This is a genomic window from Kitasatospora sp. NPDC057738 (assembly GCF_042798815.1).
GTDB classification, from domain to species: Bacteria; Actinomycetota; Actinomycetes; order Streptomycetales; family Streptomycetaceae; genus Kitasatospora; species Kitasatospora lactacystinica.
The window spans coordinates 13,092-34,751 of record NZ_JBHVJT010000097.1; the positions used below are offsets into that span (position 1 = coordinate 13,092).

The 21,660-nt window shown below is 76.1% G+C and carries 2 protein-coding genes; both read left to right on the top strand.

The features are described 5' to 3' along the window. The first annotated feature begins 105 nt into the window (after nucleotides 1-105). A complete protein-coding gene (locus tag ACFVGO_RS35525; protein WP_380636244.1) occupies nucleotides 106-19,599 on the top strand; it encodes a type I polyketide synthase in 19,494 nt (6,497 codons plus the stop codon). A gap of 36 nt (nucleotides 19,600-19,635) precedes the next feature. After that, on the top strand, nucleotides 19,636-21,660 hold a 2,025-nt coding region (locus ACFVGO_RS35530; RefSeq protein ID WP_380636246.1), incomplete at its 3' end, for a type I polyketide synthase.

Here is a 21,660-nt window from a genome sequence, read left to right on the forward strand (position 1 = left end):
GCCGAATGTGTGCCCGGGTTCTGGGCGGGTGTTGTATGGTGGGGGGGCTGGGGGGACAGTCCCAACGCCACCCCCGCCCCCCCACCGGATCCGGCTTTTCCTGGGGTGCCGGGTTCCCCCGCCCCGCTGACCACCGCGCAGGGCATGGCCCTGTTCGACGTCGCCGGCACCGTGCCCCGCGCGCACCTGGTCACCTCCAACCTCGACGTGACCGCGCTGCGCAACGACCCGGCGGGACCGCCGCCGGTGCTGCGCTCGCTGGCCGGCGCCGCGCTGCGCCGGGCCAGCGACGCCCCGACCGCCGCGAGCCTCACCCAGCGGCTCGCCGGGGTGCGGCCGGACGGCCGGCTCCCGCTGCTGGTCGACCTGGTCCGGGAGCAGACCGCCCTAGTGCTCGGCCACGCCTCCCCGGACGCCGTCGCGGCCGGCCGCGCCTTCAAGGAGGCCGGCTTCGACTCGCTGACCTCGGTGGAACTGCGCAACCGGATGCAGGCCGCCACCGGCCTGCGGCTGCCCGCCACCCTGGTCTTCGACCACCCGAGCCCGGCCGCGCTCGCCGAGTACCTGCTCGGCGAACTGCTCGGCGGCCGTGACCTGCCCGCGCCCGTCCGGGCCGCCGCGACGGCCACCGACCAGGACCCGGTCGTGATCGTCGGGATGAGCTGCCGCCTGCCCGGCGGCGCCGACAGCCCGGAGCGGCTGTGGCGGCTGCTCGCCGAGGGCGGCGACGGCATGACCGACTTCCCCGCCGACCGCGGCTGGGAGGCCGAGGTCGCGGACGCGCCGTACGCGCTGCGCGGCGGCTTCCTCGCCGACGCCACCGGCTTCGACGCCACCCTGTTCGGGATCTCCCCGCGCGAGGCGCTGGCGATGGACCCGCAGCAGCGGCTCTCGCTGGAGGCCGCCTGGGAGGCCTTCGAGGACGCCGGCATCGACCCGACCGCGGTGCGCGGCGAGCAGGTGGGCGTCTTCCTCGGCGCCGGCACGTCGTACTACGGGATCGGCACCGACCTCTCCACCACCGCCGAGGGGCACGTCCTCGCCGGCACCTCGAACAGCGTGATCTCCGGCCGGGTGTCGTACACCTTCGGCCTGGAGGGCCCCGCCCTCACGGTGGACACCGCCTGCTCCTCCTCGCTGGTGGCCCTGCACCTCGCGGCCCAGGCGCTGCGCGGCGGCGAGTGCGCGATGGCGCTGGCCGGCGGTGTCACGGTGCTGGCCGGACCGGAGATCTTCGCCGAGTTCAGCCGGCAGGGCGGCGTCGCCGCGGACGGCCGCTGCAAGCCGTTCTCCGCCGAGGCGGACGGCACCGGCTGGTCCGAGGGCGTGGGCGTGCTGGTGCTGGAGCGGCTCTCCGACGCGCGCCGCAACGGCCACCAGGTGCTCGCCGTGGTGCGCGGCAGCGCGATCAACCAGGACGGCGCCTCCAACGGCCTCACCGCCCCCAACGGGCCCTCGCAGGAGCGGGTGATCCGCCAGGCGCTGGCCAACGCGGGGCTGACCGTCTCGGACGTGGACGCCGTCGAGGCGCACGGCACCGGCACCCGGCTCGGCGACCCGATCGAGGCCCAGGCGCTGCTGGCCACCTACGGCCGGGACCGCGGCGGCGAGCCGCTCTGGCTCGGCTCGATCAAGTCCAACATCGGCCACACCCAGGCCGCCGCCGGCGTCGCGGGCGTCATCAAGATGGTGCAGGCGATGCGGCACGGGACGCTCCCGGCCACCCTGCACGTCGCCGCGCCGAGCGGTCACGTGGACTGGGCGGCGGGCGCCGTGGAACTGCTGGCCGAGGCGCGCCCCTGGCCGGCCGTGGACCGGCCGCGCCGCGCGGGCGTGTCCTCCTTCGGCATGAGCGGCACCAACGCCCACGTCATCCTGGAGGCCGCCCCGGTCGTCACCGGGACCGCCGCGGCCCCGGAGAACGGCTCCGGAGTCCTCCCGTGGTTCCTGTCGGCCCGCACCCGGGCCGCACTGGCGGCGCAGGCCGCGCGGCTGCGCGAGTTCGCGGCCGGACACGGCGAGCTCACCCCGGCGGAGATCGGCCGGGCACTGCTGTCCCGCGCCGACCTGGAGCACCGCGCGGTGCTGCTCGGCGCCGACCGGACCGACCTGCTGGACGGGCTGGCGGCACTCGCCGAGGGCACGGCCCGGGCCGGGGTGGTCACCGGAGTCGCCGAGGAGCGCGACGGCCGTTCGGTGGCCTTCGTCTTCCCGGGCCAGGGCTCCCAGTGGGTCGGCATGGCGCGGGAACTCGCCGACTGGTCACCGGTGTTCGCTTCCCGGCTGGCCGCGTGCGAGGCGGCGCTGGCGCCGTACACGGACTGGTCGCTGACCGAGGTGCTGCGCGAGGGTGCGGACCTGTCCCGGGTGGACGTGGTCCAGCCGGTGCTGTGGGCCGTGATGGTGTCGCTGGCCGAGGTCTGGCGGGCGCACGGTGTGGAGCCGTCGGCCGTGATCGGCCACTCGCAGGGCGAGATCGCCGCGGCCGTGGTCGCGGGTGCGCTGTCCGTCGAGGACGGTGCCAAGGTGGTCGCGCTGCGCAGCCGGGCGCTGATCGAACTGGCCGGTGACGGCGGGATGGTGTCCGTCGCCGCGGGCAGCGCGGTGGTCGAGGAACTGATCGCCGCCTTCGACGGCCGGATCTCGGTGGCCGCGTTCAACGGGCCGTCGTCGACGGTGGTCTCGGGCGAGCCGGGCGCGCTGGACGGGCTGATGGCGCTCTGCGAGGAGCGGGAGGTGCGGGCCCGCCGGATCCCGGTGGACTACGCCTCGCACTCCGCCCAGGTGGAGCGGGTCCGCGAGCGGGTCCTGACGGAGCTGGCCGGGATCAGCCCGACCACCTCCACGGTGCCGCTCTACTCGACGCTGACGGGCGAGCCGATCGACACCGCGCGGATGGACGCCGGGTACTGGTACGACAACCTGCGCTCCACCGTCCTGTTCGAGCAGGCCACCCGCGCCCTGCTCGCCGACGGCCGCTCGGTGTTCGTCGAGTGCAGCCCCCACCCCGTGGTCTCGGTCGCCCTCCAGGAGACCGCCGAGGACGCCGGCACCGCGCTCACCGCGGTCGGCACCCTGCGGCGCGACGACGGCGGAGCCGAGCGCTTCCTGACCGTCCTCGCCGAACTCTGGACGGCCGGCGTGCCGGTGGACGCCGCCGGAGTGCTGCCGCCCGCCCGCCGCGTCGCCCTGCCCGGCTACGCCTTCCAGCGCGAGTACTACTGGCCCAAGCCCCTCGCGGCGCACGACGCCGCCGCCGTCGGCCAGGTGACGGCCAGCCACCCGCTGCTGCGGGCCGCCGTCCCGCTCGCCCACGACGGCGTCGTCCTGACCGGACGGCTGTCCACGACCGGCCACCCGTGGCTGGCCGACCACACCGTGCTCGGCCGCCCCCTGGTGCCCGGCGCGGCCTTCGTGGAGATGGCCCTGCGGGCCGGCGAACAGGCCGGCAGCGCCCTGCTGCGGGAACTGGTGCTCCAGGCCCCGCTGGTGCTGACCGCGGCCGACGCGGTGGCCGTCCAGGTCGCCGTCGGCCCGGCGGACGGCGCGGGCGACCGCACCGTGGAGGTCTCCTCCCGGTCCGGCGAGGACGCGCCGTGGACCTGCCACGCCACCGGTCTGCTCGGCGCGCACGCGCCCGCCGCCGGCTTCGACCACGCCCAGTGGCCGCCCCACGGCGCCCGGCCCGTCGACCTGGCCGGCTTCTACCAGACGCTCACCGAGGCCGGCTACGGCTACGGCCCCGCCTTCCAGGGCCTGCGCGCCGCCTGGCGCGACGGCAGCACCGTCTACGCCGAGGTCGCCCTGCCCCAGGACGTCCAGGCCGACGGCTACGGCGTGCACCCCGCACTGCTGGACGCCGCCCTGCACGCCGCCGCCCTCGACGCCGAGGCCGGAACCAGGCTGCCCTTCGCCTGGACCGGCGTCTCGCTCCAGGCCGTCGGCGCCACCGTGCTGCGGGTCGCCCTGACCCGCGGCCCCGGCGGAACCACCGTGCGGGCCGCCGACCCCACCGGCGCACCCGTGTTCACCGTCGACGCGCTGGCCGCCCGGGAGATCACCCCCGAAGCCCTGGACGGCGGCGCCGCGCGCGGCGTCCACGACGCCCTGTTCGCCCTGGACTGGGTGCCCGCGACCGACCCGACCGCGAGCCCCGACACCACCGGCTGGGCGGTGCTCGGCGCCGACGACGCCGGACTGCCGCGGGCCGTCCGCCACCCGGACCTCGCCGCGCTGACCGCCGCCCTCGACGCGGGCGCGCCCACCCCGGCCGTCGTCGTCCTGCCGGTCCCGTCCGGCGACGACGCGCGGGCCGTGCTGGCCACCACCTCCGCCGTCCTCGGCCTGCTGCGCGACTGGCTCGCCGAGGAACGGCTCGGCGCCTCCCGGCTGGTGCTGCTCACCCGCGGCGCCGTCGGCACGGACGCCGACCTCGCGGGCGCCGCCGTGCACGGCCTGGTCGCCTCGGCCCAGGCCGAGCACCCCGGCAGCTTCGTCCTGGTCGACCGCGACCCGGCCGGGGACGGCGGCCCCTGGCCGTCCGCCGTGGACACCGAGCCCCGCACCGCGCTGCGCGACGGCACCGTGCTGCTCCCGCGCCTGGTCCGCACCCCGGCCGCGGACACGCCCGCGCTGCCCGAGTCGGTGCTGATCACCGGCGGCACCGGCACCCTGGGCGGCCTGGTCGCCCGACACCTGGCCGCCCGGCACGGGGTGCGCCGGCTGGTGCTGCTCGGCCGTCGGGGCGCCGACGCCCCCGGCGCCGCCGAACTGGTCGACGAGCTGCGGGCACTGGGCGCCGACGCGACGGTCGTCGCCTGCGACGCCGCCGACCGCGACGCGCTCGCCGCCGTGCTGGCCGAACACCCGGTCACGGGCATCGTCCACGCCGCCGGCGTGATCGACGACGGCACCGTCGGCTCGTACGACGACGCCCGGCTGGCCGGCGTGCTGCGACCCAAGGTGGACGCGGCGCTCAACCTGCACGAGCTGACCGCCGACCGCGAACTCGGCCTGTTCGTCCTGTTCTCCTCCGCCGCCGGCACCTTCGGCCCGGAGGGCCAGGCGGCCTACGCGGCGGCGAACGCGGCCCTGGACGCGCTGGCCGCCCGCCGCGCCGCCGCGGGCCTCGCGGCGGTCTCGCTCGGCTGGGGCCTGTGGGCCGGCGCCAGCGGGATGACCGGCCACCTCTCCACCGAGCAGGTCGCCCGGGCCTCCCGCACCGCGGAGTCGCTCGGCGACGCCGACGGACTCGCCCTGTTCGACGCGGCCGTCGGCTCCGCCCGCCCGCACCTGCTGCCGATCCGGCTGCGCTCGGCCGTCGGCCCGGACGGCGAGGTGCCGCCGCTGCTGCGCGCACTGGTCCGCCCGGCCCCGCGGCGCGCCGCCGCCGCCGAGACCGCCACCGGCTCGCTCGCGCACCGGCTGACCGGGCTCACCGAGGCCGAGCAGGCCCGGACGGTCGGGGAACTGCTCGCCACCGAGGTCGCCGCCGTCCTCGGCCACGCGAGCGCGGCCGCCGTCGAGCCCGGCCGGGCCTTCAAGGACCTCGGCTTCGACTCGCTGCTCGCGGTCCGGCTGCGCAACCGGCTCCAGGAGGTCACCGGGCTGCGGCTGCCCGCCACCCTGGTGTTCGACCACCCGACCCCGGCCGTGCTGGCCGAGTTCGTCCGCGCCGAGCTGCTCGGCCGGCGCCCGGCCGCCCCGGCCGCCACCGCGCCCGCCGCCACGACCGCCGCCCCGGACGAGCCGATCGCGATCGTCGGCATGAGCTGCCGCTACCCCGGCGGCGTCACCGACCCGGACCGGCTGTGGGAGCTGCTGGCCTCCGGCGGGGACGGCATCACCGCCTTCCCGACCGACCGCGGCTGGGACGTCGGCGCCGTGTACGCCGGCGAGAGCGCGGGCGCCGCGACCGTCTTCGAGGGCGGCTTCCTGCACGACGCCGCCCGGTTCGACGCCGGCCTGTTCGGGATCTCCCCGCGCGAGGCGCTGGCGATGGACCCGCAGCAGCGGCTGCTGCTGGAGGCCTCCTGGGAGGCCTTCGAGAGCGCCGGCCTGGACCCGACCGCGCTGCGCGGCAGCCGGACCGGTGTCTACGCCGGACTCATGTACCACGACTACGCGACCGGCGGCGGAGCCGTCCCGGACGAGGTCCAGGGCTTCCTCGGCACCGGCAACGCGGGCAGCGTCGCCTCCGGCCGGGTCTCCTACACCTTCGGTCTGGAGGGCCCGGCGGTCACCGTGGACACCGCGTGCTCCTCCTCCCTGGTCGCCATGCACCAGGCGGCCCAGGCGCTGCGCTCCGGAGACTGCGACCTGGCGCTGGCCGGCGGTGTCACCGTGCTCGCCACGCCCTCGGTGTTCACCGAGTTCAGCCGCCAGGGCGGGCTGGCCGCCGACGGGCGCTGCAAGGCCTTCTCGGCCGCCGCCGACGGCAGCGGCTGGTCGGAGGGCGTGGGCCTGCTGGTGCTGGAGCGGCTCTCCGACGCGCGCCGCAACGGGCACCGGGTGCTGGCGGTGGTGCGGGGCACCGCCGTCAACCAGGACGGTGCGTCGAACGGTCTGACGGCGCCGAACGGCCCGTCGCAGGAGCGGGTGATCCGGCAGGCGCTGGCCAACGCCGGAGTCGCGGCCGCCGAGGTCGACGCGGTGGAGGCGCACGGCACGGGCACCAAGCTGGGCGACCCGATCGAGGCCCAGGCGCTGCTGGCCACCTACGGTCAGGACCGGTTCGCGGACCGGCCGCTGTGGCTGGGCTCGATCAAGTCGAACATCGGGCACACCCAGGCCGCGGCCGGTGTGGCGGGTGTGATCAAGATGGTGCTGGCGATGCGGCACGAGGTACTGCCGGCGACCCTGCACGTGGACGCGCCGTCCCCGCACGTGGACTGGTCGGCCGGTGCGGTGGAGCTGCTCACCGAGGCCCGGCCGTGGCCCGAGGCGGACCGGCCGCGCCGCGCGGGTATTTCCTCCTTCGGGATCAGCGGCACCAACGCCCATGTGATCCTCGAATCCGTGTCCGAGCCGCGTCCGGCGGAGCCCGCCGTTCCGGGCGCGGGCCCGGTGCCGTGGCTGCTGTCGGGCCGGACGCCGGCGGCGCTGGGTGCGCAGGCGGAGCGGCTGCGGGAGTTCGTGCTGGGGCGTCCGGAGTCGTCGGTGGCGGATGTGGCGTCCGCGCTGCTGTCGCGGGCGGGTCTGGAGCACCGTGCGGTGGTGCTGGGTGCGGAGCGGGAGGCGCTGCTGGACGGGCTCGCGGTGCTCGGTGGCGAGGGTGTGGTCCGGGGTCGGGTCGTCCCGGGTGATGTGGTGTTCGTGTTCCCGGGGCAGGGTTCGCAGTGGGTCGGTATGGCGTGGGAACTCGCCGAGGCCTCACCGGTGTTCGCTTCCCGGCTGGCGCAGTGTGAGGCGGCGTTGGCGCCGTTCACGGACTGGTCGCTGACCGAGGTGCTGCGTTCGGGCGCGGAGCTGGACCGGGTGGACGTGGTCCAGCCGGTGCTGTGGGCCGTGATGGTGTCGCTGGCGGAGGTGTGGCGGGCGCACGGTGTGGAGCCGTCGGCCGTGATCGGTCACTCGCAGGGCGAGATCGCCGCCGCGGTGGTCGCGGGTGCGCTGTCCGTCGAGGACGGCGCCCGGGTGGTCGCGCTGCGCAGCCGGGCCATCGTCGAACTGGCCGGTGGCGGCGGGATGGTGTCCGTCGCGGCGGGCAGTGCGGTGGTCGAGGAGCTGATCGCGGGCTTCGACGGCCGGATCTCGGTGGCCGCGTTCAACGGGCCGTCGTCGACGGTGGTGTCGGGCGAGCCGGAGGCGCTGGACGGGCTGATGGCGCTCTGCGAGGAGCGGGAGGTGCGGGCCCGCCGGATCCCGGTGGACTACGCCTCGCACTCCGCCCAGGTCGACCGGCTGCGCGGGCGCATCCTGGACGACCTGGCCGAGGTCGCCCCGGTGACCTCCACCGTGCCGCTCTACTCCACCCTGACCGGCACCCCGATCGACACCGCCCGGATGGGCGCGGAGTACTGGTTCGACAACCTGCGTTCCCCGGTGCGCTTCGAGGAAGCGACGCGGGCGCTGCTGGCCGGTGGCCGGTCGGTGTTCGTGGAGTGCAGCCCGCACCCGGTGCTGACGGTCGGCGTGCAGGAGACCGCCGACGCGGTCGAGGCCGAGGCGGCCGTGCTGGGCACGCTGCGGCGCGGCCAGGGCGGCCCCGAGCAGCTGCTGCTGGCGCTGGCGGAGGCCTGGACCGCCGGCGTGGCCGTCGACTTCACCACGCTGCTGCCCGCCGGCCGCCGGATCGAGCTGCCGACCTACGCCTTCCAGCGCGAGCACTACTGGCTGGAGGCGGCCGCCCCGGCGGCCGAGGGCGACCCGACCGAGGCCCGGTTCTGGGACGCCGTCGAGCGCGGGGACCTGGCCGAGCTGTCGGAGTCCCTGGAGCTGGACGAGGACGGCGCGCTGCGCTCGCTGCTGCCGGTGCTGTCCTCGTGGCGGCAGCGGCGTCGGGTGGATTCGGTGGTGGACTCGTGGCGGTACCGGGTGACGTGGAAGCCGTTGGCCGGTTCGGCGGAGGGGCGGCTGTCCGGTCGTTGGCTGCTGGTGACGGGTGCGGGTGCGGGTGCTGGTGTGTCGGTGGAGGGCGTGGAGAGCGCGCTGCTGGCCGCCGGTGCGGAGGTCGTTCCGCTGGCCGTCGACGGCTCCGGCCGGGAGGAACTGGCCGACCGGATTGGCGAGTTGAACGCCGGTGGCGAGTTCGTGGGAGTGGTCTCGCTGCTCGCCGTCGAGGAGCCGCAGGACGAGGGCACCCCGGTGTCGACCGGTGCGCCGGCCACCCTGGCGCTGTTGCGGGCGCTCGGTGACGCGGGCGTGCGCGCCAAGCTGTGGTCGGTGACGTCCGGTGCGGTGTCGGTGGGCCGGGCGGACCGGTTGGTGAGTCCGTGGCAGGCGCAGGTGTGGGGTCTTGGCCGGGTGGCGGCGCTGGAGCTGCCGGATGTGTGGGGCGGGTTGGTCGACCTTCCGCCGGTGGTGGACGAGCGGGTCGGTCGTCGGCTGGTGGCGGTGCTGGGCGGTGGTGAGGACCAGGTGGCGGTGCGCTCCTCGGGCGTCTACGGCCGCAGGTTCGTCCGGGCCGTCCAGCCGACCGGCCGGGCCGGTGCGTGGACGCCGTCCGGGACGGTGCTGGTGACCGGTGGGCTGGGGGCGCTGGGTGCGTCGGTGGCTCGTTGGCTGGCCGGGCGCGGTGTGCCGCATCTGGTGCTGACCGGTCGTCGTGGTGTCGAGACGCCGGGCGCGGGCGAGCTGGCGGCCGAACTGACGGCCCTGGGTGCCCGGGTGACGGTCGCTGCCTGTGATGTGGCGGACCGTGACGCGGTGGTGTCCCTGCTGGCGGGGATTCCGGCCGAGCTGCCGCTGAGCGGTGTGGTGCACACCGCGGGTGTGGTGGACGACGGAATGCTGGACGCGCAGTCGGCGGAGCGTTTCGCGACGGTCTTCGCGGGCAAGGTCGGCGGGCTGCTGCACCTGGACGAGTTGACGGCCGGGCTGGACCTTGACCTGTTCGTGGTGTTCTCCTCGCTGGCGGGCACGCTGGGCAGTGCCGGGCAGGGCAACTACGCGGCGGCGAACGCCTTCCTGGACGCGTGGATCCAGCGGCGCCGCGACCGCGGCCTCGCCGGACTCTCGATCGCCTGGGGCGCCTGGGCGCAGGACGGCCTCGCCACCGGCGAGGTGGTCGTCGAGCGGCTGCGGCGCGGCGGCGTGCTGCCGATGGACCCGGAACTCGCGATCCAGGCCCTGGCCAGGGCCGTCGACCACGACGAGACCGAGGTCAGCGTCGCCGACATCGACTGGCCGCAGTTCCTCGGCGGCTTCACCGGCTCCCGTCCGAGCACCCTGCTCGCGGACCTGCCGGAAGCCGCGGCGCGGCCCGCGCCCACCGGGGCGGAGGCCCCCGTGCCGATGGGCTCCGAGCTGGCCTCGGCGCCGGCCGGCCGGCGCCGCCAGCTGCTGCTCGACCTCGTCCGGGCCCAGGCCGCGTCCGTGCTCGGCCACGCCTCGGTCGACGCGGTGGCGCCCGCCCGGGCCTTCCGGGAGCTGGGCTTCGACTCGCTGACCGCCGTCGAACTGCGCAACCGGCTCGGCGCCGAGACCGCGCTGCGGCTGCCGACGACGCTCGTGTTCGACCACCCGACGCCCACCCGGCTCGCCGATCACCTGCTCGGCCTGATGCTCGGTGACCGGGCCGTGCTGACCGAGGCGATGGCGCCCGCACCGGCCGGGACCGACGAGCCGATCGTGATCGTCGGCATGAGCTGCCGCTTCCCCGGCGACGTCGGCACGCCCGCCGAACTGTGGCAGCTGCTGACCGACGGCGCGGACGGCGTCGGCCCGTTCCCGACCGACCGCGGCTGGGACCTCGACCGCGACGCCGGGACGTACGCGCCCGAGGGCGGCTTCCTCCGGCACGCCACCGACTTCGACGCGAGCCTGTTCGGCATCTCGCCGCGTGAGGCCCTCGCCATGGACCCCCAGCAGCGGCTGCTGCTGGAGGCGTCCTGGGAGGCCTTCGAATCGGCGGGCACCGACCCGCTGTCCGTCCACGGCGCCCCCGTCGGCGTCTTCGTCGGCACCAACGGCCAGGACTACGGCACCCTGCTCGCCGCCTCCGACGAGGAGGTCGAGGGGCACGTGCTGACCGGCAACGCCGCGTCGGTGCTCTCCGGCCGGGTCGCGTACGCGTTCGGGCTGGAGGGCCCGGCGCTGACCGTGGACACGGCCTGCTCCGCCTCGCTGGTCGCCCTGCACCTCGCGGCGCAGGCGCTGCGCCGGGGCGAGTGCGAACTGGCGCTGGCCGGCGGTGTCACCGTGATGTCCACCAACACCGCCTTCGCCGAGTTCGCCCGGCAGGGCGGCCTGGCCTCGGACGGCCGCTGCAAGGCCTTCTCGGCCGAGGCGGACGGCACCGGCTGGTCGGAGGGCGTCGGCGTGCTGGTGCTGGAGCGGCTGTCGGACGCGCGGCGCCACGGGCACGAGGTGCTGGCGGTGGTGCGCGGCAGCGCGGTCAACCAGGACGGCGCGTCCAACGGCCTCACCGCCCCGAACGGCCCGTCGCAGGAGCGGGTGATCCGGCAGGCGCTGGCGAGTGCCGGGCTGTCGGCCGCCGACGTCGACGCCGTCGAGGCGCACGGCACCGGCACCAAGCTGGGCGACCCGATCGAGGCCCAGGCGCTGCTGGCCACCTACGGGCAGGAGCGGGCCGGTGAGCCGCTCTGGCTCGGCGCGATCAAGTCGAACATCGGGCACACCCAGGCCGCGGCCGGTGTGGCGGGTGTGATCAAGATGGTGCAGGCGCTGCGGCACGGCGTGCTCCCGGCGACGTTGCACGCGGAGCAGCGGACCTCCGAGGTCGACTGGTCGGCGGGCGCGGTGGAGCTGCTCACCGAGTCCCGCCCCTGGCCCGAGCTGGACCGGCCGCGCCGCGCGGGCGTCTCCTCCTTCGGCATCAGCGGCACCAACGCCCACGTCATCCTGGAGGCCGCGCCCGCGGTGGCGGCCGAGGAGCCGGTGGCCGTCGAGGGTGTGCTGCCGTGGCCGGTGTCGGGGCGGACCGCCTCCGCACTGGCGGCGCAGGCCGGGCGACTGGCCGGATTCCTCGCGGCCGAACCGGAGTTCGCTCCGGCGGAGGTGGCCGCGGGGCTGCTGTCCCGGGCCGCGCTGGACCACCGCGCGGTGGTGTTCGGCGGCGACCGGGACGAGCTGCGCTCCGGTGTCGCCGCGCTGGCGGCGGGCGAGCCCTCGGCCCTGGTGGTCTCGGGCGTCACGGCGCAGGGGGGTACGGCGCAGGGGGGTACGGCCTTCCTGTTCACCGGTCAGGGCGCGCAGCGGGCCGGGATGGGGGCCGGGCTGTACGCGCGGTTCCCGGTGTTCGCGGCGGCCTTCGACGCGGTCTGCGCGGAGTTCGACCTGCTGCTGGACCGGCCGGTGAAGGACGTGGTGTTCGAGGGCGTCGAGGATCTGGACCGGACGGTGTGGGCGCAGGCCGGGCTGTTCGCGGTCGAGGTCGCCTCGTTCCGGTTGCTCGAATCCTGGGGCGTGACGGCCGACTTCCTCCTCGGGCACTCGATCGGCGAGATCGCCGCCGCCCACGTCGCCGGGGTGTTCTCGCTGGCGGACGCCTGCGCCCTGGTGGCGGCGCGCGGCCGGCTGATGGACGCGCTGCCCGAGGGCGGGGCGATGCTGGCGGTGCAGGCCACCGAGGCCGAGGTCCGCGACGGGATCGGCGACCGGCTGGACGTCGCGGCCGTCAACGGCCCGACCTCGCTGGTGGTCTCCGGCCCGGCGGAGGCCGTCGAGGAGCTCGCCGAGCGCTGGCGGGCCGAGGGCCGCAAGACCAGCCGGCTGACCGTCTCGCACGCCTTCCACTCGGCCCTGATGGAGCCGATGCTCGAAGAATTCGCCGCCGTGCTGGCGGAGTTGACCTACGCGGAGCCGCAGCTGCCGATCGTCTCCGACCTGACCGGCGAACTCGCCGGGCCCGGGCTGATGTCCACCCCGTCCTACTGGGTGCGGCAGGTCCGCGAGGCCGTCCGCTTCGCCGACGGCGTCGAGGCGCTGCACGGCCGGGGCGTCACCCGCTTCGTGGAGCTCGGCCCGGACGGCGTGCTGACCGCGCTGGCCGGCCGGATGCTCCCCGACGCGGTCTGCGCGCCGCTGCTGCGCAAGGACCGGGACGACGCCGACACGGCACTGCGGGCGCTCGCCACGCTGTGGACGGCCGGGGCGGAGATCGACTGGTCCGGGCTGCTGCCCGCCGGCCGCCGGACCGAGCTGCCGACCTACGCCTTCCAGCGGGAGCGCTACTGGCCGAAGGCCGCGCCCGGAACGGCCGTCGTGGCCGACCCGGACGAGGCGCGCTTCTGGCAGGCCGTGGAGCGCCAGGACCTCGGCGAACTCGCCGCGGCCCTGGACATCGACCGGGCGCCCGAGGAGTTGGGCTCCGTCCTGCCGGTGCTGTCCTCGTGGCGGCAGCGGCGTCGGGTGGATTCGGTGGTGGACTCGTGGCGGTACCGGGTGACGTGGAAGCCGTTGGCCGGTTCGGCGGAGGGGCGGCTGTCGGGTCGTTGGCTGCTGGTGACGGGTGCGGGTGCGGGTGCGGGTGCTGGTGCGGGTGCGTCGGTGGAGGGCGTGGAGAGCGCGCTGCTGGCCGCCGGTGCGGAGGTCGTTCCGCTGGCCGTCGACGGCGCCGGCCGGGAGGAACTGGCCGACCGGATGCGCGAGTTGAACGCCGGGGGCGGGCTGGCGGGTGTGGTCTCGCTCCTCGCCACCGACGCCGAGCCGAACGCCGAGCCGCATGCCGGGGGCTCGCTGCTCCCGGCCGGGGTGGCAGCGACGCTGACCCTGCTGCATGCCCTCGCCGACTCCGGTGTCCGGGCCAAGCTGTGGTCGGTGACGTCCGGTGCGGTGTCGGTGGGCCGGGCGGACCGGTTGGTGAGCCCGTGGCAGGCGCAGGTGTGGGGTCTTGGCCGGGTGGCGGCGCTGGAGCTGCCGGATGTGTGGGGCGGGTTGGTCGATCTTCCGCCGGTGGTGGACGAGCGGGTCGGTCGTCGGCTGGTGGCGGTGCTGGGCGGTGGTGAGGACCAGGTGGCGGTGCGTTCCTCCGGTGCGTACGGTCGCAGGTTCGTGCACGCGCCCCAGTCCGTCGGCCGGGTCGACGGGTGGGCGCCGTCCGGGACGGTGCTGGTGACCGGTGGGCTGGGGGCGCTGGGTGCGTCGGTGGCTCGTTGGCTGGCCGGGCGTGGTGTGCCGCATCTGGTGCTGACCGGTCGTCGTGGTGTCGAGACGCCGGGCGCGGGCGAGTTGGTGGCGGAGCTGACGGCCCTGGGTGCCCGGGTGACGGTCGCTGCCTGTGATGTGGCGGACCGTGACGCGCTGGCGTCGCTGCTGGCGGGGATCCCCGCCGAGCTGCCGCTGAGCGGTGTGGTGCACACCGCGGGTGTGGTGGACGACGGCGTGCTGGACGCGCAGTCGGCGGAGCGTTTCGCGACGGTCTTCGCGGGCAAGGTCGGCGGGCTGCTGCACCTGGACGAGTTGACGGCCGGGCTGGACCTTGACCTGTTCGTGGTGTTCTCCTCGCTGGCGGGGACGCTGGGCAGTGCCGGGCAGGGCAACTACGCGGCGGCGAACGCCTTCCTGGACGCGTGGATCCAGCGGCGCCGCGACCGCGGCCTCGCCGGACTCTCGATCGCCTGGGGCGCCTGGGCGGAGCAGGGCATGGCCACCGAGGACGTGGTGGCCGACCGGGTCCGGCGCGCCGGACTGACGCCGATGGACGCACGACTGGCGATGGAGGCGATGGCCAGGGCCGTCGACCACGGCGAGGACCTCGTGGCGATCGCCGACGTCGACTGGGCGCGGATGCTGCCCGCCTTCGCCGGGGCCAGGACCAGCCCGCTGCTGGCCGAGCTGCCCGAAGCGGCCCGGACCGACCGGGCCGACCGGGCCGACGACGTCGGGGCGGAAGCGACCGGGGCGCAGGGGCTCGCGGAGCTGCCCCCCGCCCAGCGCGACCGGGCGCTGCTGGACCTGATCCGCAGCTGCGCGGCCGCGGTGCTGGGGCACGCGTCGAGCGCGAGCGTCGAACCGGGCCGGGCCTTCCGCGACATCGGCTTCGACTCGCTGACCGCGGTGGCCTTCCGCAACCTGATCGGTGCCCGCACCGGCCTCCGGCTGCCGGCCACCCTGGTCTTCGACCACCCGACGCCGATCGCCCTGGGCGAGTTCCTGCTCGCCGAGCTGTACGGTGCGGCCGACCCGGTGCCGGCGCCGGACACCGCGTCCGTCGCCGCCGAGGACGAGCCGATCGCGATCGTCGGCATGGCCTGCCGGTTCCCGGGCGGCGCCCGGACGCCGGAGGCCCTGTGGGCGCTGCTCTCCGGCAACGGGGACGCGATGACCGGCTTCCCCGTCGACCGCGGGTGGGACCTCGCCGACCGGTCGGGCTCGTACGCGGCCGTCGGCGGCTTCCTCGACGGCGTCGCGGAGTTCGACGCCACGCTGTTCGGCATCTCGCCGCGCGAGGCCCTCGCGATGGACCCCCAGCAGCGGCTGCTGCTGGAGACGGTCTGGGAGACCTTCGAGTCCGCCGGAATGGACCCGCGGTCCGCGCGGGGCCGGTCCGTGGGCGTCTTCGCGGGCACCAACGGCCAGGATTACCCGACGCTGCTCGCCGCCGCCGAGGACAAGGTCGAGGGGCACGTCGCCACCGGCAACGCGGCGGCGGTGCTCTCCGGCCGGGTCGCGTACGCGTTCGGGCTGGAGGGCCCGGCGCTGACCGTGGACACGGCCTGCTCCGCCTCGCTGGTCGCCCTGCACCTCGCGGCGCAGGCGCTGCGCCGGGGCGAGTGCGAACTGGCGCTGGCCGGCGGTGTCACCGTGATGTCCACGCCGGGCGTGTTCAGCGAGTTCGACCGCCAGGGCGGCCTGGCCGCCGACGGCCGCTGCAAGGCCTTCGCGGCGGACGCGGACGGTACGGGCTGGGGCGAGGGCGTCGGCGTCCTGCTGGTCGAGCGGCTCTCGGACGCTCGCCGCAACGGGCACCGGGTGCTGGCGGTGCTGCGGGGCAGCGCGGTCAACCAGGACGGCGCCTCCAACGGCCTCACCGCCCCGAACGGCCCCGCCCAGCAGCGGGTGATCCGCCAGGCCCTGGCCAATGCCGGGCTGTCGGCCGCGGACGTGGACGCCGTCGAGGCGCACGGCACCGGCACCAAGCTGGGCGACCCGATCGAGGCCCAGGCGCTGCTGGCCACCTACGGCCGGGAGCGTGCGGGCGAGCCGCTCTGGCTCGGCTCGATCAAGTCGAACATCGGGCACACCCAGGCCGCGGCCGGTGTGGCGGGTGTGATCAAGATGGTGCAGGCGCTGCGGCACGGCGTGCTGCCGGCCACCCTGCACGTCGGTGAGCCGTCGCCCCAGGTCGACTGGTCGGCGGGCGCGGTGGAACTGCTCACCGAGGCGCGCCCCTGGCCCGAGCTGGACCGGCCGCGCCGGGCGGGCGTCTCCTCCTTCGGCATCAGCGGCACCAACGCCCACATCATCCTGGAGTCCGCCCCGGCGGACCCGGTGGAGTCGGCGGAAGCGGTGGAGCCCCCGGCCGCCGTTCCGGCGGGCGGTCTGCCCTGGCTGCTCTCCGGGCAGAGCGCCGAATCGCTGCGGGCCCAGGCACAGCGGCTCACCGCGCACCTGGACGCCGAACCCGGCCACGACCCGGTGGACGCGGCCTGGTCGCTGGCGACCGGACGGGCCGGGCTGGCGCACCGCGCCGTCGTGCTCGGCGCCGACCGGGAAGCGCTGCGCTCCGGCGCCGGGGCCCTCGCCTCGGCGGCCTTCTCGGCGGACGTGGTCACCGGCACCGTGCGGGAGGGCCGCCTGGCCTTCCTGTTCACCGGCCAGGGCGCCCAGCGCGCAGGCATGGGCCGGGAGTTGTACGACGCGCAGCCGGTTTTCGCGGCGGCCTTCGACGCGGTCTGCGCGGAGTTCGACCTGCTGCTGGACCGGCCGGTGAAGGATGTGGTGTTCGAGGGCGCCGAGGATCTGGACCGTACGGTGTGGGCTCAGGCCGGCCTGTTCGCGGTCGAGGTCGCCTCGTACCGGCTGCTCGAATCCTGGGGTGTGGCACCGGAGTTCCTGCTCGGCCACTCGATCGGTGAGATCGCGGCCGCCCACGTCGCCGGGGTGTTCTCGCTCGCCGACGCGTGCGCCCTGGTGGCGGCGCGCGGCCGGCTGATGGACGCGCTGCCGAGCGGCGGGGCGATGCTGGCGGTGCAGGCCACCGAGGCCGAGGTCCGCGACGCGATCGGCGGTCGGCTGGATGTCGCGGCCGTCAACGGCCCGACCGCGCTGGTGGTTTCGGGTCCGGCCGAGGTGGTCGAGGAGTTCGCGGCCCGCTGGAAGGCCGAGGGTCGCAAGACCAGCCGTCTGACGGTCTCGCACGCCTTCCACTCGGCCCTGATGGCGCCGATGCTCGGCGAATTCGCCTCCGTACTCGGCGGGTTGACCTTCGCCGAGCCGCGCATCCCGGTCGTCTCCAACCTGACCGGCGGGATCGCCGAACCCGGACTGCTCACCACCCCCGACTACTGGCTGCGGCAGGTCCGCGAAGCCGTCCGCTTCGCCGACGGCGTCGACACCCTGCACCGCGAGGGCGTCACCCGCTTCGTGGAGCTCGGCCCGGACGGCGTGCTCTGCGCGCTGGCCCAGCAGTCCGTCTCCGAGGCCGTGTTCGCCCCCGTGATGCGGCGCGACCGGAACGAGGCCGGGACGGCGCTGCACGCGCTGGCCCGGCTCTGGACGGCCGGCGCCGAGGTGGACTGGCCGGCGGTCCTGCCGCGCGGCCGACGGGTCGACCTGCCGACGTACGCCTTCCACCACGAGCGGTTCTGGCCGACCCCGGCGCCCGCGCCGCTGCCGTCCGGGGACGCCGTGGAGTCCCGGTTCTGGGAGGCCGTCGAGCGCGAGGACCTGGCCGAACTGGCGGGCACGCTGCGCCTCGGCGAGCGGTCCGAGGTGCTCGGCGAGATCCTGCCCGCGCTCTCCTCCTGGCGCCGGCTGCGCCGCCGGGACTCGGTGCTCGACAGCTGGCGCTACGAGGTCACCTGGAAGCCGGTCCCGGCGCCGGTCGCCGAGCCCGAACTGGACGGGAGCTGGCTGGTGCTGGTCCTCGACGGGACCGACCGGGACCTGGCCGAGGGCGTGCGCACGGCGATCCGCTCCGCCGGGGCGCGCACCGTCGACCTCGTACTGGACCCGGCGGACCTCGACCGGGCCGCTCTCGCGGCCCGCCTCCTGGCCGCGGTCGAGGGCGTGCCCGACGTGGCCGGCGCGGTGCTGCTGGCCGCCGCCCACGACGGCCCGGACGCCGACCGCGCCGTGTCGCCGGCCGTGGCCGCCACCCTGGTGACGGTGCAGGCGCTCGGCGACGCCAACCTGAAGACGCCGCTGTGGACGCTCACCCGCGGCGCCGTCCGGACCGGCCCCGGCGACCTGCTCGCCGACCCGGCGCAGGCGCAGGTGTGGGGCCTCGGCCGGGTCGCCGCGCTGGAGCACCCGCAGCGCTGGGGCGGCCTGGTCGACCTGCCGGAGACCGTGGACGCGGCGGCCGGCCGGACCCTGGCCGGCGTGCTGGGCGGCACACCGGGCGAGGACCAGGTCGCGGTGCGCGGCGCGGGCGAGGCCCTCGTCCGGCGCCTCGTCCGGGTCGACGCCACCGACGGTACGGCGGAGCCCTCGTGGGCGCCGTCCGGCCCCGGCACGGTGCTGGTCACCGGCGGAACCGGCGCGCTGGGCGCGGTGGTCGCCCGCTGGCTCGCCGAGTCCGGCGTCACCCGGCTGCTGCTGACCGGCCGCCGCGGCCCGGAGGCGCCCGGCGCCGCCGAACTCGCCGCCGAACTCGCCGAACTGGGCGCCGAGGCGACCGTCGCGGCCTGCGACGCCGCCGACCGCGAGGCGCTGGCGGCGGTGCTGGCGCAGGTCCCGTCCGAGGCCCCGCTGATCGGCGTGGTGCACGCGGCCGGGGTCCTGGACGACGGCACGCTCGACGCCCTCACCCCGGAGCGGTTCGCCACCGTCCTGGCGGCGAAGGCGTCCGGCCTGGTGCACCTGGACGAACTCACCGGTGACCTGGACTTCTTCGTGGCGTTCTCCTCGCTGGCCGGCACCGTCGGCAGCGCCGGACAGGGCAACTACGCCGCGGCGAACGCCTTCCTGGACGCCTGGATGGAGCACCGGCACGACCGGGGCCTGCCCGGCGTGTCGGTGGCCTGGGGCCCGTGGGCGCAGGACGGCATGGCCACCGGTCAGGTCGTGACGGACCGGCTGCGCCGCAGCGGGGTCCCGGCGATGGACCCGCGTTCGGCGGTCCGGGCCCTGGCCCGGGCGATCGGCGGGGACCGGCCGAACCTGGTGGTCGCGGACATCGACTGGCCCACCTTCGCGCCCCGGTTCGCCGGGACGCGGCCGAACCCGCTGATGCGCGACCTGGCGGAGTTCGCGGCGCTGGTCCCGTCGGCGGCCGAGGCGGTCGTCCTCGACGGCTCCGCCGGGCTGCGCCGGGAACTGGCGGCGCTGCCCGCCCCGCAGCGGCAGCGGATGCTGCTCGACCTGGTCCGCGCCCGCGCCGCCGCGGTCCTCGGTCGCGACAGCGCCGAGGCCGTCGCACCGGACCAGGCGTTCCGCTCGATCGGGTTCGACTCGCTGATCGCGGTGGAGTTCCGCAACCTGCTGCACCACGAGACCGGTCTCAACCTGCCGGCCACGCTGGTGTTCGACCACCCGACGCCCACCGCGCTCGGCGCCCACCTCGGCAGCCTGCTGCTGCCCGAGGAGGCCGACCGGACGGTCGACGTAGTGGCGGACCTGGACCGGCTGGAGGCCAGGCTGCTGCGGCTCGACGCCGACGAGCGGGAACGGGCGGACGTCGCCGCCCGGCTCCAGGGCCTGCTGGCCCGCCTGGCGGGCACGGGCGAGACGCAATCGGACGACGCGCTGGACGACGCCAGCGCCGATGAGGTCCTCGACCTCATCCGGAAGGAATTCGGGGGCCCGGCTTGATCGTCGTCGAGGCACCGTTCGTGAAGGGGAAGATCCATGGCGGATGACCAGAAGCTGCTCGACCATCTGAAGTGGGTGACGGGCGAGCTCCGCCAGGCGCACCGCCGGATCCGCACCATCGAGGACCGCGCGCAGGAGCCGATCGCCATCGTCGGCATGGGCTGCCGCTTCCCCGGCGGGGTGCGGACGCCCGCCGAGCTGTGGCGGCTGGTGGCCGGACGCACCGACGCGGTCGGCGACTTCCCGACCAACCGGGGCTGGGCCGAGGACGAGGACGAGGACTACGCCCGGCAGGGCGGCTTCCTCCACGACGCCGACGAGTTCGACGCGGCGTTCTTCGGCATCAGCCCGCGCGAGGCCACCGCCATGGACCCGCAGCAGCGCCTGCTGCTGGAAGCCTCCTGGGAGGCCTTCGAGGTCGCCGGCCTGAACCCGCGCGCGCTGCGCGGCAGCCGAACCGGGGTGTTCGCGGGCACCAACGGCCAGGACTACGGCCTGGTCGCGCTCGCCTCCCCGGAGGGCCTGGAGGGGCACATCGCCACCGGCACCACCGCCAGCGTGATGTCCGGCCGGCTCTCGTACGTGTTCGGGCTGGAGGGCCCGGCGGTCACCGTGGACACGGCCTGCTCGTCCTCGCTGGTCGCCATGCACCTCGCGGCGCACGCGCTGCGCTCCGGCGAGTGCGACCTGGCCCTCGCGGGCGGCGCCACCGTGATGTCCACCCCCGGCGGGTACGCCAGCTTCAACCGGCAGGGCGGGCTGGCGGCGGACGGCCGCTGCAAGGCCTTCGCGGCGGACGCGGACGGCACGGGCTGGGGCGAGGGCGTCGGCGTGCTGGTGCTGGAGCGGCTGTCGGACGCGCGGCGCCACGGGCACGAGGTGCTGGCGGTGGTGCGCGGCAGCGCGGTCAACCAGGACGGCGCGTCCAACGGCCTCACCGCCCCGAACGGCCCGTCGCAGGAGCGGGTGATCCGGCAGGCGCTGGCCAACGCCCGCCTGGAGGCGGCCGAGGTGGACGCGGTCGAGGCGCACGGCACCGGCACCAGCCTGGGCGACCCGATCGAGGCGCAGGCGCTGCTGGCCACCTACGGGCAGGAGCGCCCCGAGGGGCGGCCGCTCTGGCTGGGCTCGATCAAGTCGAACATCGGGCACACCCAGGCGGCGGCCGGTGTGGCGGGCGTGATCAAGATGGTGCAGGCGATGCGGCAGGGCGTCCTGCCGGCCACCCTGCACGCGGACGCGCCGTCCCCGCACGTCGACTGGACGACCGGCGCGGTCGAGCTGCTGACCGAGGCCCGTCCGTGGCCGGAGGCGGACCGTCCGCGTCGCGCGGGGGTGTCCTCCTTCGGGATCAGCGGCACCAACGCCCACGTCATCCTGGAGTCGGCGCCGGAGGCTCCGGCGGAGGGGGCTCCGGCGGAGGAGCCCCCGGCTCCGAACGGCGTGGCGCCGTGGCCGGTGTCGGGCGGATCGTCCGAGGCACTGGCGGCGCAGGCCGGTCGACTGGCCGAATTCCTCGGCGGGGAGCCGGAGTTCGCACCGGCAGAGGTGGCGGGGACGCTGCTCTCCCGGGCCGCGCTGGCCCACCGCGCGGTGCTGCTCGGGTCCGACCGGGCGGCGCTGCTGGACGGCCTGGCCGCGCTGGCGGACGGCCGCCCCTCGGGCGGGGTCGTCACCGGGATCGCGACGGAGGGCCGGACGGCGTTCCTGTTCACCGGTCAGGGGGCGCAGCGGGTCGGCATGGGCCGGGGGCTGTACGAGGCCTTCCCCGCGTTCGCGTCGGCGTTCGACTTGGTCTGTGCGGAGCTGGACGGGAGGCTCGGGCGACCGGTGCGGGAGGTCGTCTTCGAGGGTGTGGAGGATCTGGACCGTACGGTGTGGGCGCAGGCCGGGTTGTTCGCGGTCGAGGTGGCGTCGTTCCGGCTGCTCGAATCCTGGGGCGTGGTACCGGAGTTCCTGCTCGGGCACTCGATCGGTGAGGTGGCGGCCGCCCATGTGGCGGGCGTGTTCTCGCTGGCGGACGCGTGCGCCACAGTAACGGCGAGCGGTCGGTTGATGAAC